Origin of the sequence: Microtetraspora sp. NBRC 13810, from assembly GCF_030268685.1 — a bacterium.
GTDB lineage: Bacteria > Actinomycetota > Actinomycetes > Streptosporangiales > Streptosporangiaceae > BSRQ01.
This window is the reverse complement of the sequence record NZ_BSRQ01000001.1, coordinates 192385-206284: the sequence shown is the minus strand read 5'-3', so window position 1 is coordinate 206284 and position 13900 is coordinate 192385. Positions and strand designations below refer to the sequence as shown.

12 protein-coding genes are annotated in these 13900 nt (G+C 68.8%); 9 read left to right on the top strand and 3 right to left on the bottom strand.

Annotated features, from left to right (window positions below):
• The first annotated feature begins 4 nt into the window (after nt 1-4).
• The 5 genes from frc to QSK26_RS00950 all read left to right on the top strand — a co-directional run bounded on the left by frc (nt 5) and on the right by QSK26_RS00950 (nt 6585).
• The gene (gene frc / locus QSK26_RS00970) at nt 5-1234 is read left to right on the top strand and encodes a formyl-CoA transferase (RefSeq protein WP_285772989.1); all 1230 of its coding nucleotides are present in this window, start codon (nt 5-7) and stop codon (nt 1232-1234) included.
• Between the two features lie 3 nt (nt 1235-1237).
• Nucleotides 1238-3373, top strand: a complete 2136-nt coding sequence (locus QSK26_RS00965) for an acetate--CoA ligase family protein (protein ID WP_285772988.1) — start codon at nt 1238-1240, stop codon at nt 3371-3373.
• 176 nt (nt 3374-3549) lie between these two features.
• A complete protein-coding gene (locus QSK26_RS00960) occupies nt 3550-4956 on the top strand; it encodes an Nramp family divalent metal transporter (RefSeq protein ID WP_285772987.1) in 1407 nt (468 codons plus the stop codon).
• Nucleotide 4957: 1 nt separating this feature from the next.
• On the top strand, nt 4958-5506 hold the full coding sequence (locus QSK26_RS00955) for a hypothetical protein (protein WP_285772986.1): 549 nt from the start codon (nt 4958-4960) through the stop codon (nt 5504-5506).
• On the top strand, nt 5503-6585 hold the full coding sequence (locus QSK26_RS00950; protein ID WP_285772985.1) for a TerC family protein: 1083 nt from the start codon (nt 5503-5505) through the stop codon (nt 6583-6585). Before QSK26_RS00955 ends, QSK26_RS00950 begins: the two co-directional genes overlap by 4 nt.
• Nucleotides 6586-7293: 708 nt before the next feature.
• Here the strand turns inward: QSK26_RS00950 and QSK26_RS00945 are convergent.
• The 3 genes from QSK26_RS00945 to QSK26_RS00935 all read right to left on the bottom strand — a co-directional run bounded on the left by QSK26_RS00945 (nt 7294) and on the right by QSK26_RS00935 (nt 9848).
• The gene (locus QSK26_RS00945; protein WP_285772984.1) at nt 7294-7479 is read right to left on the bottom strand and encodes a hypothetical protein; all 186 of its coding nucleotides are present in this window, start codon (nt 7477-7479) and stop codon (nt 7294-7296) included.
• 76 nt (nt 7480-7555) lie between these two features.
• On the bottom strand, nt 7556-8278 hold the full coding sequence (locus tag QSK26_RS00940; RefSeq protein ID WP_285772983.1) for a GntR family transcriptional regulator: 723 nt from the start codon (nt 8276-8278) through the stop codon (nt 7556-7558).
• A gap of 148 nt (nt 8279-8426) precedes the next feature.
• Nucleotides 8427-9848, bottom strand: coding sequence for an MFS transporter (locus QSK26_RS00935; protein WP_285772982.1), 1422 nt, complete (start codon nt 9846-9848; stop codon nt 8427-8429).
• Nucleotides 9849-9956: 108 nt separating this feature from the next.
• Here QSK26_RS00935 and sucC point away from each other — a divergent pair, with 108 nt between their 5' ends.
• From sucC to QSK26_RS00915, 4 genes are read left to right on the top strand one after another with little or no spacing between them, the layout of a single operon-like run.
• On the top strand, nt 9957-11138 hold the full coding sequence (sucC, locus tag QSK26_RS00930; protein WP_285772981.1) for an ADP-forming succinate--CoA ligase subunit beta: 1182 nt from the start codon (nt 9957-9959) through the stop codon (nt 11136-11138).
• Nucleotides 11138-12019 carry a succinate--CoA ligase subunit alpha gene (gene sucD / locus QSK26_RS00925; protein WP_285772980.1) on the top strand — a complete coding sequence of 294 codons (882 nt, stop codon included), beginning with the start codon at nt 11138-11140 and terminating at the stop codon, nt 12017-12019. Before sucC ends, sucD begins: the two co-directional genes overlap by 1 nt.
• On the top strand, nt 12016-12849 hold the full coding sequence (locus tag QSK26_RS00920) for a hydroxypyruvate isomerase family protein (RefSeq protein ID WP_285772979.1): 834 nt from the start codon (nt 12016-12018) through the stop codon (nt 12847-12849). The genes sucD and QSK26_RS00920 overlap by 4 nt, the downstream gene beginning before the upstream one ends.
• Nucleotides 12846-13718 (top strand): 2-hydroxy-3-oxopropionate reductase, encoded by an 873-nt coding sequence (locus QSK26_RS00915; protein ID WP_285772978.1) that lies wholly within the window; start codon nt 12846-12848, stop codon nt 13716-13718. The genes QSK26_RS00920 and QSK26_RS00915 overlap by 4 nt, the downstream gene beginning before the upstream one ends.
• Nucleotides 13719-13900 lie beyond the last annotated feature (182 nt).

The following is a 13900-nucleotide window of genomic DNA, read 5'->3' as shown; positions in this document are numbered from 1 at the left end:
CGCGATGACCAAGGCGTTGGAAGGCGTCCGTGTCCTCGACATGACACACGTGCAGTCGGGTCCCTCCGCGACCCAGCTGCTCGCATGGCTCGGCGCCGACGTGCTCAAGGTCGAGGCGCCGTCCGGTGACATCACCCGGAAGCAGCTCCGCGACCTGCCGGACGTGGACAGCCTCTACTTCACGATGCTGAACTCCAACAAGCGCAGCGTCACGCTCAACACGAAGTCTCCCGAGGGCAAGGAGATCTTCACGGAGCTGGTCCGCAAGTCCGACATCATGGTGGAGAACTTCGGGCCGGGCGCGGTCGATCGCATGGGCTTCACCTGGGAGCGGCTCCAGGAGCTCAACCCGCGCCTGATCTACGCCTCGATCAAGGGCTTCGGCACCGGCAAGTACGCCAACTACAAGGCGTACGAGGTGGTCGCCCAGGCCATGGGCGGCTCCATGTCCACCACCGGCTTCGAGGACGGCCCGCCGACCGCGACCGGTGCCCAGATCGGTGACTCCGGGACCGGCATCCACGCGGTGGCCGGCATCCTCGCCGCGCTCTACCAGCGTGAGCAGACCGGCCGCGGCCAGCGGGTGCAGGTGGCCATGCAGCACGCCGTGCTGAACCTGTGCCGGGTCAAGCTGCGCGACCAGCAGCGGCTGGCGCACGGCGCGCTGGCGGAGTACCCCAACGAGGACTTCGGCGACGAGGTGCCGCGTTCGGGCAACGCCTCCGGCGGCGGCCAGCCGGGCTGGGCGGTGCGCTGCGCCCCCGGCGGTCCCAACGACTACGTCTACGTCATCGTCCAGCCGGTCGGCTGGGCCCCGCTGGCCAGGATCATCGGCCGGCCGGAGCTCGCGGACGACCCGGAGTGGGCGACCCCCGAGTCCCGGCTGCCCAAGCTGGACAAGATGTTCCAGCTCATCGAGGACTGGAGCAGCAGCCTCGGCAAGTGGGAGGTGCTGGACCGGCTCAACGCGGAGAACATCCCGTGCGGTCCCATCCTGTCCACGAAGGAACTGATCGAAGATGAGACGCTCCGGGACAACGGCCTGATCGTGTCGGTCGACCACCCCGAGCGCGGCACGTACACGACCGTCGGCAGCCCGCTCCAGCTGTCGGACTCGCCTGTCGACGTGGTCAGGTCGCCTCTTCTCGGCGAGCACAACGAAGAGGTCTACGCCGGCGAACTCGGGATCGAGCCCGGGCGCCTAGCTGAGTTCAAAACGAACGGAGTGATCTGAGTCATGGCTCATGACCAGACCGCGGTACGCGAGATCCTCGACAAGGCGAAGGCCGAGGGCCGCACGGCCCTCACCGCGCCCGAGGGCAAGAGGATCTGCGACGCGTACGGCATAGCGACACCGGGCGAGGGTCTGGCCACCTCCGCTGACGAGGCGGCCTCGCTCGGCACCGAGATCGGCTTCCCGGTGGTGCTGAAGATCGTCTCGCCGGACATCCTGCACAAGACCGAGGCCGGCGGCGTCATCGTCGGCGTCGACTCGGCGGACGCGGCTCGCGCGGCCTACGAGAAGATCATGGCCAGCGCCCACGCGTACAACGCGTCCGCGGCGATCGACGGCGTCCAGGTGCAGAAGCAGCTCGGCGGCGGCCAGGAGGTGATCATCGGTGCGGTCACCGACCCGACCTTCGGGAAGGTGGTCGCCTTCGGCCTCGGCGGGATTCTCGTCGAAGTACTTCGCGATGTGACCTTCCGGATGGCGCCGCTTTCAGGCGATGATGCACGGACCATGCTGGATGACATCAAAGCGGCTGAAGTGCTGCGTGGTGTGCGAGGGTCGGAGCCGGTGGACCGGGAGGCGCTCGCCGACACGATCACGCGCGTGGGCGAACTGGTGATCGACTTCCCGGAGATCTCCGAGATCGACCTCAATCCGGTGTTCGCCGACGCCCGCGGCGCCATCGCCGCGGACGTCCGCATTCTGCTCGCCGAGGGCCCCGTCTCCGAGCCGGCGCGGATCCCGCGCGAGCAGATCCTCGCCTCGATGAACCGGATCTTCAAGCCCCGGTCCGTCGCGGTGATCGGCGCCTCCGCCGAGACCGGCAAGATCGGTAACTCGGTGATGCGCAACCTGATCAACGGTGGGTACCAGGGTCACATCTACCCGATCAACCCCAAGGCCAGCGAGATCCTCGGGCTACCGGCATACCCGAGCATCTCCGAGGTCCCGGGCGACGTCGATGTGGCCGTCTTCGCGATCCCCGCGAAGTTCGTCCCCGCCGCGCTGGAAGAGGTCGGGGTCAAGGGCGTGGCGGGCGCGATCATGATCCCGTCGGGCTTCGCCGAGACCGGCAACGTCGAGGGCCAAGAGGAGATCGTCGAGATCGCCAGGCGGCACGGCGTGCGCATGCTCGGCCCCAACATCTACGGCTACTACTACACGCACGAGAACCTCTGCGCCACCTTCTGCACTCCGTACGACGTCAAGGGCAGCGTCGCACTGACCTCGCAGAGCGGTGGCATCGGCATGGCCATCCTCGGCTTCAGCCGTACCAGCAAGATGGGGGTCTCGGCGATCGTCGGAGTCGGCAACAAGGCCGACGTCGACGAGGACGACCTGCTCACGTTCTTCGAGCAGGACGACAACACCAAGGCCATCGCCATGCACCTTGAGGACCTGAAGGACGGCCGCGGCTTCGTCGAGGTCGCCCGCCGGGTCGTCAAGGAGAAGCCGATCATCGTGCTGAAGGCCGGCCGCACCGCCATGGGCGCGCGGGCCGCCAGCTCGCACACCGGCGCCCTCGCGGGTGACGACAAGGTCTACGACGACATCCTCCGCCAGGCGGGCGTCGTGCGGGCACCCGGGCTCAACGACATGTTGGAATATGCCCGGACCCTGCCGATGCTGCCCGCGCCGAAGGGCGAGAACGTCGTCATCATCACGGCGGCGGGCGGCTCCGGTGTGCTGCTCTCCGACGCGTGCGCCGACAACGGGCTCTCCCTGATGGACATCCCCGAGGACCTGGACCAGGCGTTCCGCGCGTACATCCCGCCGTTCGGCGCGGCTGGGAACCCGATCGACATCACGGGTGGGGAGCCTCCCACCACCTATGAGAACACCATCAGGCTCGGCATGACCGACCCTCGCATCCACTCCCTGATCCTGGGCTACTGGCACACCATCGTCACGCCGCCGATGGTATTCGCCGAACTCGCCGCCCGGATCGTCGCGGAGTGCCGCGAGGCCGGACACGACAAGCCTGTAGTGGCGTCGCTCGCCGGCGACACCGAGGTCGAGGCCGCGTGTGAGTACCTCTTCGACCACGGCATCGTCGCGTACCCCTACACCACGGAGAAGCCGGTGGCGGTGCTTGGAGCCAAGTACCGCTGGGCCCGTGCTGCCGGGTTGCTGGGCGGCTGATCGACGGCACATCTGAGCCAAGGGGGCCATCGGGGCACAACCCGGATCCGTACATCTCCCGAGGAGGTCCAAGAGTGGACACTTCATCAACACCGGCGGCAACGCCACCAAGCTCGGCGGGCAACGCGTCGCCGGAACAGGAGGAGCGGGTATGGCGTGCGGGCAAACTGGAGCCGATGCCCATACGTGAGCTACCCGATGCGCCCCCGTCGGTTCACCTTCTCGGTCCGACCGTCTTCCTCGTCGCACTCGGCGTCGGCATGGGCGAGTCCTACCTGTGGCCTCGGCTGGTCCTGCTCTTCGGACCGGAGATCCGGTGGCTGTTCCTGGTCGGCGTCACCCTCCAGGCCGTCGTCATGCTGGAGATGGCGCGATATGCCATGGCGACGGGCGAGAGCATCTTCTTCGGCGCGGCGCGCGTCTTCAAGCCACTCATGTGGTTCTTCTTCATCACCGCGATCGCGGTGTACATCTGGCCCGGCCATCTGTCGGCGGGCATGGCGGCATTCGAGCAGATAACCGGGATCCCCTGGCAGGTATCAGCCTGTATAGGACTACTCCTGGTAGGGGTCGTCTTCAGCCTCGCGAAGGTGATCTACAACCTGCTGGAGAACCTGCTGTCGGTCCTGATCGGCGCACTGGTGGTGGGCACCTCGGTGATCGCCGCCATGGTCGGCAACTGGGCCGACCTCGCCAGCACCGTGACCGGCATGTTCCACATCGGGTACCTCCCCGAGGGCGCGATGTCGGCGACGTGGTTCCCGGTGATCGTGGGTTCGATCGCCTTCGCGGGACCCTCCGGTATGCAGCAGATGTGGTACACGCTGCACCTGCGCGACTCCGGCGCCGGCATGGGCGCGCACATCCCCAAGGTGCGCGGCCTGCGGCACGCCGGGGAAGAAGAGCAGATGCCGTCCCGCGGCTTCATGTTCGACACCTCCAACCCGGCCGAAATGGCGAAGTGGAAGGGCTGGCGGCGTTGGGTGACCTTCGACGCGCTGCTCCTCTTCTGGGGTGTGACGATGCTCGTCACCGTGGCGTTCACCGTGATCGCTCAGGCTGCGGCACGGCAGAGCCCCAACGTCAAGGCGCTGATCGAGGCCGGTGACCGTGAGGCGTCGCTCAACGCGATGGCCGACTCGTTCGCCTCGGCGGGCAGCTCCGTCCTTGGTGTGGTCTTCCTCGGGTTCATCGCCCTCATCGGCATGAACGCGACGCTCGGCCTCTTCGACTCCTTCAGCCGGGGCCAGGCCGACATGACCTACCACTTCGTGCCCGGTGCCAAGAAGTTCCGGATGTCCTACCTCTACGCCGGCTTCCTCTGGGGCGTGGTGATCTTCGGCATCCTGATCCTGCTGTTCGGCCCCGCCGACGGGCCGGCCGGCATCTTGGACACCCTGGCATTCCTGTCCACGTTCGCCATGGGCGCCTACTGCGTCACCCTGCTCCTGGTGAACAACACGATGCTGCCGAAACCGATCCGTCCGAAGATCTGGACCAACCTGATCATCGGCTTCGGAGCGGTCTTCTACCTGGGCATGCTGTTCTACAGCCTGTTCAGGTTCGGCGTGATCGTCAACTGACATGGGTGCCGAACGTGTACGACGGCTCGGTGAGCTCGCCCTGCCCGGGCTCGCCATCGGAGTCACGGGCGGCCTGATCGCCGGTGGGTTGTCCCTTCTTGCGGGACAGCCCCCCGGCTGGGCCCTCGCATCCATGCTCACCCTCGCGATCCCGATGGGACTCATCGGCGGCGGCTACAGCCTGCTGATGGCCTACGGGATCTTCCGGCCCGGTGTCTTCGCCACCGGGGGTCTCTACTGGTTCGTCGGCTTCCCCGTCAGCCGGCTGATCCAGGAGGCCGGGTCGAGCACGATCATCTACGGCGCTCCTCACCTCCGGGAGGACGTCCTCTCCTTTCTCGCCTACCAGGCGCTCGTCAGTCTGGGCTTCGCCATCGGCTTCGTCTGGCTGCACGAGCGACTAACGCCGTCCTGGCTCATGCGAGTCCAACATCGAAACCCTGACGCACAACGCCTGCTCGCCAAGTACGTTCAGCATGCTGAGCTTCTCTGGCGGGGCCAAGAGCAGCGGCGGGCGGCGCGAGGTGCCCGGAGCAAAGGAGCGAGATGAGCCTGCCCACGTGGGTATGGGTCGTGACGATCGTGGCATTCACGGCGTTGATCGCCTTCGACTTCTATCTCGTGGCGCGCAATCCGCGCGAACCGAGCTTTCGCGAATGCACCCGATGGGTGGCGTTCTATGTCGGCCTGGCGGTGCTGTTCGGGCTGGGAGTCACGTTTTTCTCCGACCCTCAGCACGGCGCAGAGTTCTTTGCCGGCTGGATCACCGAATATTCGCTCAGTGTCGATAACCTGTTCGTTTTCGTCATCATCATGAGCCGATTCTCGGTGCCGAGAGAGTACCGCCAGAAGGTGCTTCTCATCGGTATCGTGATCGCGCTTCTGCTGCGAGCGGTGTTCATCGCCGTCGGCGCCGAGGCCATCACCCGGTTCGACTGGCTGTTCTACCTGTTCGGTGCGTTCCTGATTTACACGGCCTGGAAGCTCATGGGCGACCACGGCGAAGAAGAGGAATTCTCCGAGAACGTCGCCCTGCGCACGGTGAGGCGGATTCTTCCGACCACCACCGAGTACAAGGGCGCCTCGATCGTCACCCGGGTCGACGGCAAGCGCATGGTCACCCCCATGCTGATCGTGATGGTCGCGATCGGCACGACCGACCTGCTCTTCGCGCTCGACTCGATCCCGGCGATCTTCGGTCTCACCCAGGAGCCCTACCTCGTCTTCACCGCCAACGTGTTCGCCCTGATGGGGTTGCGCCAGCTCTTCTTCCTCATCGGCGGACTGCTCGACCGGCTGATCTACCTCAGCAAGGGCCTCTCCCTGGTCCTCGCGTTCATCGGGGTCAAGCTCATCCTGGAGGCCCTGCACCACGACGGGGTGGCCTGGGCTCCCGAGATCCCGATCCTGGTGTCGCTCGGCGTCATCATCGGCACGCTGGCCATCACGGCCATCGCGAGCCTGATGAAGACCCGTCGCGACAACAACCGGCGGCCGGGAGCCGACGGGCACGCGCCCGGCGGAACCCCGGACCCCGCCTCCCCGTCCAACGGCTCCGCGCCCAACGGGTCCGCCGGCTCGCCGGCGGCCTCCCATCAGGACAAGGCGCCCGCAGAGGTGGAAGGCTGACCCGCTGATCCGCACACGATCGCTCTCGGAGCGGGTGCGCCCGGAAGGGCCACCCGCTCCCGAGTCGTGTCCGGCGCCGGGGCTCGTCCACAGCGACCACGCCCGCCCGGGCGCGCCGCCTGCGCCGCGCGGGCCCTGTGGCGCGGACGGGCACGGCTCGCCTCCGGGACGGTCCGCCGGTGTGCTCACCGGTCGGCCGGCCGCGGCGCGGCGCCGTAAGGGCTCGGTCATGTGCTCCCAGTTCGTCGTTCTCGTGCCGTCGCGCGCTCGGCGGCGCGACGTGCGAAGGTCCTGTGCGACCACAGACGCCGCGGCGGGTGTGCGGGCATGCTGCGCCCGCGCACGACACCGGTGGCGCAGGCCGCGCGTCAGCGGCCGTACGTCCGCGGTGGCGCGCGTACGACTGTGGTCGTCTAGGTGGTGGTGTCCAGCGCCGCGGGCTCGCCTCCGGTGGCGCCGGGCGGCGGCCTGGACGGCCGGGCTCGGCTGCTCGGTGGCATGGGCGGCGGGACTCGGCGACCCGGTCAGGCTGCCGGGGCCGGGGGATGACGGCCGGGGGGTGCCGCAAGGCCGATGGCCTTGGCGGGGGCGGCCGCGTCTTGCGAGGACGGTGGCAGGGGAGCCGGCGGTCTGCGCCGGTGCCCGTCAGAGGCCACCGTCGGTCATGGAGCCGGTGCCGCGCGATGGCTCACCTGGCTCCGCGCCGGATCAGCGGTGCGTCTGCAGACGCTCCTCTTCGGCCCAGCGGCGCAGGTGACGCTCGGCGCCCTCATCGACGGTGATGCGGATCTGCTCGCGCTGCTTGGCCAGCGCGACGCTCAGGCCGAGACCCAGGGTGCGGCCATCGGCGGCATATCCGAGCTTCTGGCTCAGTAGATGCATAAACTTCGGCATTGTGTTACCTCCCTTCTTTGTAACCAATTCTCCGCGCCGGTTGTTTCCTCCGGGCGGACGCTTTGTGAAATCTCCGTCAATTCCCCGAACGGCCGCGCCGGCGCTTGGCCGGTACCGGCTCCGCCGGGGCCTCACCCGCGCGCTGCTCCAAGTAAGAACGACGGGTGTGCTCGGTGTGCTCGCTCATGATCTCGGCGGCACGCGTGCTGTCGCCCACCTCGATCGCGTCGATCAGGGCGGCGTGCTCCTCCCATGACTTGGCGCCGCGCATCCGGGCCACCGGCGTGTAGTACCAGCGGACCCGGCGCGACACCTGGGCCGCGAGCTCAGACAGGACCTTGTTGGCCGACATCTCCATGACATAGGCGTGCAGCTCGGCGTTGGCCGCCACGGCCCCGTCGACGTCGCCGGCGGTGTGCGCCTGCTCGCCGCGGGTGCAGATCGCGCGCAGGTGCGCGGTGCCCGCCTCGGTGGTGTTGAGCGCAGCCAGCCGGGCGGACTCGGTCTCCAGCAGCCGGCGCACGGCCAGCAGCTGGTCCGCCTCCTCGTGCGTCGGCAGGTGGACGAACGCCCCCTGGCCCGGCCGCAGGTCGACCCAGCCCTCGCCGCTCAGCAGCTGAAGCGCCTCCCTGACCGGCTGGCGGGAGACGCCGAGCAGATCGGCGAGCTCGTTTTCCACCAAATGCTGGCCAGGGCGGAGGCTACCTGTGATTATGAGCTCGAGGATGGCCTCGAAGACACTTTCTCGCAGGGGCACCGGCCGGGCGATTCGCTGAGCAGACAATTCGGTTCGCAACATTTCTCAACTCCAATGAGATGGCGACCGGGTGCCTGGCTGATGCTTTCCTCCATGGTCCAGTCGACTGCATCCAGTATACCGCGTGCCAAACTGCTTCCTTCGTGAACCCCGTCACACCTGCGCTTTCGTCATTCCGGTCGTGTGTGACTCAGGACACGGGTGCCGGATGGGACACGGGAAGTGTTGATGGGTGTCCGGGTTGTCTGAGACGGCGGGCGAGAAGGACGGTTATGAGACCGAGCGCCGCCGCGATCACGCACACGACGGGAGAGGATTCGAGCGTAGCGGCCGTGCCCAGGGTGGCGCCCAGGATTCCGCCGAGCCCTTTGGCGGAATAGATCACACCGTGGATCTCGGCGGTGCGCCGTTCCCCGAAGTACTCCCGCACCATGCTCGCGATGAGCGGATAGAAGCCGCCCCCGCCCAGCCCGGCGAAGAGCACGAACGCCGCGAGCAGCGCCGCCGACCCGTTCGTCACCGCGCCCGCCAGGGCGACCTGGCCGGCCGTGAGCAGGCCGAGGACGCACAGCAGCGCGGGCCGCCTGCCGGTGCGCTCGGAGACCGCGATGGAGGCCGTGCGGCCCGCTCCGTTGAGCGCGACCAGCGCGGCGGCGGCGAGTACGGTCGCCGTGACGCCGTGCCTGGCGGCCAGGCCCGCGGCGACGGCCACGTTGAACAGCGAGATCCCGCCCGCGAGCACGAGGACCGCGGCCATGGTGAGCAGTGCGGGGGTGCGCAGCGCCTCGCCCGCGGAGAACTCGCGCACGGCGCGCGGGTTGCGGCGCAACCCCGGGTTGACCGTGCCGTCGTGCGCCCACGCGCGCGGGTCGATGTGGCCGGGCCACCAGTGCGGCGGCGGCTCGCGCAGGAGCAGCCCCGCGCCGGCCACGACGGCCAGTACGGCGAGCGCCGCGACGTCCAGCACGACCGTCAGCCCGGTCCCCGCGGGCCCGGCGCCGGTGACCGCGTGCGCGGCGACGACGAGGGGCACCGCGCCGTAGGCGAAGGCGCCGGTCACCAGGCTCACCCTGGCCGCCGTGCGCTCGGGGTACCAGCGGGCCACGACCGAGCTGCACGTGGCGTACACCAGGCCGCCGCCGACGCCGCCGAGCAGTGAGTAGCCGGCGAGGGCGAGCAGGAGGTGGCCGGCGTGGGCGAGCGTGACCAGTCCGGTCGCGGACAGCACCGCGCCGGTGATCATCATGGCCCGCAGCCGCGGGCCCCCGCCGTGTGCCGTGCCGTTCACTGCGCCGCCCGCCGGGGGGAGGAGGCGCGCGCGGCGGCGCTCCATGAGCGCCGCGGTGGGCAGTCCCACCGCGGCCTGGGCGACCGTCCAGGCGGCCAGCAGCCACAGGGCCTGTGCGTTCGACCAGCCGTGCAGCGACGCCACGGCCGGCAGCGCGGCGCCGTAGCCGTACTGCAGGGCGCCGATGGCGGCCATCGCCGCCCAGGCCGGCCACAGCATGGATGACCTGGGGCGATTGAGGATCTGTTCGGGACTGACACCGGTGAGATAGACGCGGCCACGCCAGTCCCGGACCTCGTGGCCATGCGCCGTGCTGTTCTCCATACTGTATGTAATATGCAATCTCCAGCCCGCTTGTCGACCCCTAGACGGTGCTTATTCCATACGGTATACAGTCTACCAAGGTCGTACGGTGGAGACGAGGTAGAACGCGTGGATCTGTACGAATACCAAGCAAAGGAGCTCTTCGCGGCCCATGGTGTGCCCGTCCTCGCAGGACGTGTGGCGACGACACCAGCGGAGGCCCGGGAGATCGCTACCGAGCTCGGCGTTCCAGTTGTGATCAAGGCTCAGGTCAAGGTGGGCGGGCGTGGCAAGGCGGGTGGCGTCAAGGTCGCCCCCGGCCCCGCCTCCGCGGAGGAGATCGCGGAACAGATCCTGGGCATGGACATCAAGGGGCACACCACCAACAGCGTGCTGGTCGAAACCGCACAGGTGGTGTCCGAGGAGTATTACCTGGCGTTCCTGCTCAACCGCGCGGAACGCACCTTCCTGACCATGTGCTCCGCGGCGGGCGGCATGGACATCGAAGAGGTCGCGGCGACCAGGCCGGACGACCTCGTCCGGCTCCCGATCGACCCGAACGTCGGCGTCGACATCGAGACCGCGCGCAAGCTCGTGACCGACGCGAAGCTGCCGGCGCAGGTCGTGGAGGCCGCCGCGGAGACCGTCGTACGGCTGTGGCAGGTCTTCGTCAAGGAGGACGCCACCCTGGTCGAGGTCAACCCGCTGGCGGCCACGCAGGACGGCCGCATCATCGCCCTCGACGGCAAGGTCACGCTCGACGACAGCGCCGACTTCCGGCACCCCGAGCACGAGCGTTTCGTGGACGTGGCGGCGGAGGATCCGCTGGAGGCGCGGGCGAAGGAGAAGGGTCTCAACTACGTCAAGCTGGACGGGAGTGTGGGGATCATCGGCAATGGTGCGGGGCTGGTGATGTCGACGCTGGACGTGGTGGCGTATGCGGGTGAGGGGTTCGCGGGGTCGCCGCGGCCGGCGAACTTCCTGGATATCGGGGGTGGTGCGTCGGCGGAGGTGATGGCGAATGGTCTGGAGATCATTTTGTCGGATCCGTCGGTGCGGTCGGTGTTCGTGAACGTGTTCGGTGGGATCACGGCGTGTGATGCGGTGGCCGATGGTGTGGTGTCGGCGTTCCGGTTGCTGGAGGGTCGTGGTGAGGCGGTGAGTCGTCCGCTGGTGGTGCGGTTGGACGGGAACAACGCGGAGCTGGGGCGGCGGATTCTGGCGGAGGCGGCTTTGCCGGGTGTGGAGCTGGTGGACACGATGGATGATGCGGCTCGTCGGGCTGCCGAGCTGGCTGCGGTGGGTGTGTGATGGCGATCTGGCTGACCAAGGACTCGCGGATCATCGTTCAGGGGATGACGGGGTCGGAGGGTTCGAAGCACACGCGGCGGATGCTGGCTTCGGGTGCGCAGGTGGTCGGGGGGGTGAATGCGCGTAAGGCCGGCACGGTGCATGAGGGGTTGCCGGTGTTCGGTTCGGTGGCTGAGGCGATGTCGGTCACGGGGGCGGATGTGTCGGTGGTGTTCGTGCCGCCGGCGTTCACGAAGGATGCGGTGAAGGAGGCGGTGGATGCGCGGATTCCGTTGTGTGTGGTGATCACCGAGGGTGTTCCGGTGCATGACACGGCGGAGTTCTGGGCGTATGCGGTGGCGGCGGGTGGGGTGACGCGGGTTATCGGGCCGAACTGTCCGGGGATCGCGTCGCCTGGTGCGTCGAATGCGGGGATTATTCCTGCGGATATCACGTCGCCTGGTCGGGTGGGGTTGGTGTCGAAGTCGGGGACGTTGACGTATCAGCTGATGTATGAGCTGAGGGATCTGGGGTTCTCGACGGCGGTGGGGATCGGTGGGGATCCGGTGATCGGGACGACGCATATTGATGCGTTGGCGGCGTTTGAGGCGGATCCGGAGACCGATGCGATCGTGATGATCGGTGAGATCGGCGGGGATGCGGAGGAGCGGGCGGCGGCGTTCATCGAGAGGTCGGTGTCGAAGCCGGTGGTGGCGTATGTGGCGGGGTTCACGGCGCCGGAGGGTAAGACGATGGGTCATGCCGGGGCGATCGTGTCGGGGTCGGCTGGTACGGCTCAGGCGAAGAAGGAGGCGTTGGAGAAGGTCGGGGTGCGGGTGGGTAAGACGCCCAGCGAGACCGGCCGCCTCCTGCGCGAGCTGCTGGAGCAGGGCAAGCGATGAGATTCGACGTCAACCTCTCCATCCTGTTCACGGAGCTGCCGCTGCTTGAGCGCCCCGCGGCCGCGGCGGCGGCCGGGTTCGACGCGATCGAGCTGTGGTGGCCCTTCGCCGGCCCGTCCCCCTCGGCGGCCGAGCGCGACGCGCTCAAGGGCGCGATCGAGGACGCCGGGGTGCAGCTCGTCGGGCTGAACTTCGACGCCGGCGACATGGCGGCCGGTGACCGCGGCCTCCTGTCCCGCCCCGCCGACATCCCGAGGTTCCGGGAGAACATCGACGTGGCGGTGGCCTTCGCCGACTCCCTCGGCTGCCGGGTGCTCAACGGGCTCTACGGCAACGCCGTACCCGGCCTCGCGGCGGAGGAGCAGCGGCGGCTCGCCGTCGAGAACCTCGGCATCGCGGCCAAGGCGGCCGAGACGATCGGCGCCACCGTGGTGCTGGAGGCGCTCAACTCGCACGAGAACACCGCCTACCCGATCACCTCGTCCGCCGCGGCGTTCGAGGTGATCGACGAGGTGGGCGCGCCCAACCTGGCCTTCCTCGCCGACTTCTACCACCTCTACCGGATGGGCGAGGACCCGGTAGAGCTCGTCGACCGGCACGCCAACCGGTTCGGCCACGTCCAGGTCGCCGACGCGCCGGGCCGCGGATACCCCGGCTCCGGCGAGATCCCCTACGAGCGGGTGCTCGCCCGGCTGGCGGCCGGCGGTTACCGGGGCAACGTGGGGCTGGAGTTCAAACCGGTGGGACCGAGCTCCGGCAACTTCGGCTGGCTGCCCACCCTCAGGGACCACCTGTCCGCCATCGAGGACGTCAACAAGGAGACCGCGTGAACACCGTCGGATTCATCGGCCTCGGCATCATGGGCGGCCCGATGGCCGACAACCTGCTGCGCGCCGGTTTCGCCGTCGTCGGCTACGACCTCGCGGAGGACTCGCTCAAGCGGCTGGAGGCGGCCGGCGGCAGGGTCGGCGCCACCGTGGCGGAGACCATCGCGGGCGCCGACGTCGTCATCACGATGCTGCCCGACTCCCCGCACGTCGAGGAGGTGGCCCTCGGCCCCGGCGGGATCCTGGAGAACGCCGGGGAGGGGCTGCTCTACATCGACATGAGCACCATCCGCCCGGACACCTCGCTGCGGGTCGCGGAGGCCGCCGCCGCCAAGGGCGTACGCGTGCTCGACGCCCCCGTCAGCGGCGGTGAGAAGGGCGCCGTGGACGGCACCCTGTCCATCATGGCGGGCGGCGAGGCCGACGCCTTCGAAGCCGCCCGGCAGGTGTTCGACGTCCTCGGCACCACCGTCGTGCACGTGGGCCCGGCCGGCTCGGGGCAGACCGTCAAGGCCGCCAACCAGCTCGTCGTGGGCGGCACCTACGCCCTGATCGCCGAGGCGATCGTGCTGCTGGAGAAGTCCGGCGTGGACGCGCACCGCGGCCTCGACGTCCTGGCCGGCGGTCTCGCCGGGAGCCGCATCCTGGAGCTCAAGCGGACCACCATGATCAACCGGCAGTTCAAGCCGGGATTCCGCATCGACCTGCACCACAAGGACATGGGTATCGCGCTCGCCGCCGCCCGCGAGGCCGGCGTCGCGCTCCCCGTGACCGGTGTCATCGCCCAGCTCATCGCCGCGGCCCGCGCCCAGGGCCACGGCTCTCTCGACCACTCGGCGCTGCTGAAGGTGATCGAGAGGATCAACGATTGATCCGCTCCCCACGGCCCAGGCCGGGGGACTTCCGCCCTCGCGGGCCCGTTCTTCCTACTCCATCGCCCACCGACCCCGCTGATCAGAGCCGGGGTCTCATACCCGCTTCACAGGCGCCCGGCCGCTCCGCCCCGCAGGCGGCGCGGCCCCGGCGGCGTGGCCGCCGCGTGCGCCGGTACTTA

Coding starts and splice junctions, on each gene's coding strand:
- QSK26_RS00960 (WP_285772987.1), top strand. CDS start 3,550: ATGCCCATACGTGAGCTACCCGATGCGCCCCCGTCGGTTCACCTTCTC.
- QSK26_RS00950 (WP_285772985.1), top strand. CDS start 5,503: ATGAGCCTGCCCACGTGGGTATGGGTCGTGACGATCGTGGCATTCACG.
- QSK26_RS00935 (WP_285772982.1), bottom strand. CDS start 9,848: ATGGAGAACAGCACGGCGCATGGCCACGAGGTCCGGGACTGGCGTGGC.
- QSK26_RS00920 (WP_285772979.1), top strand. CDS start 12,016: ATGAGATTCGACGTCAACCTCTCCATCCTGTTCACGGAGCTGCCGCTG.
- QSK26_RS00955 (WP_285772986.1), top strand. CDS start 4,958: ATGGGTGCCGAACGTGTACGACGGCTCGGTGAGCTCGCCCTGCCCGGG.
- sucD (WP_285772980.1), top strand. CDS start 11,138: ATGGCGATCTGGCTGACCAAGGACTCGCGGATCATCGTTCAGGGGATG.
- QSK26_RS00945 (WP_285772984.1), bottom strand. CDS start 7,479: ATGCCGAAGTTTATGCATCTACTGAGCCAGAAGCTCGGATATGCCGCC.
- QSK26_RS00940 (WP_285772983.1), bottom strand. CDS start 8,278: ATGTTGCGAACCGAATTGTCTGCTCAGCGAATCGCCCGGCCGGTGCCC.
- frc (WP_285772989.1), top strand. CDS start 5: ATGACCAAGGCGTTGGAAGGCGTCCGTGTCCTCGACATGACACACGTG.
- QSK26_RS00965 (WP_285772988.1), top strand. CDS start 1,238: ATGGCTCATGACCAGACCGCGGTACGCGAGATCCTCGACAAGGCGAAG.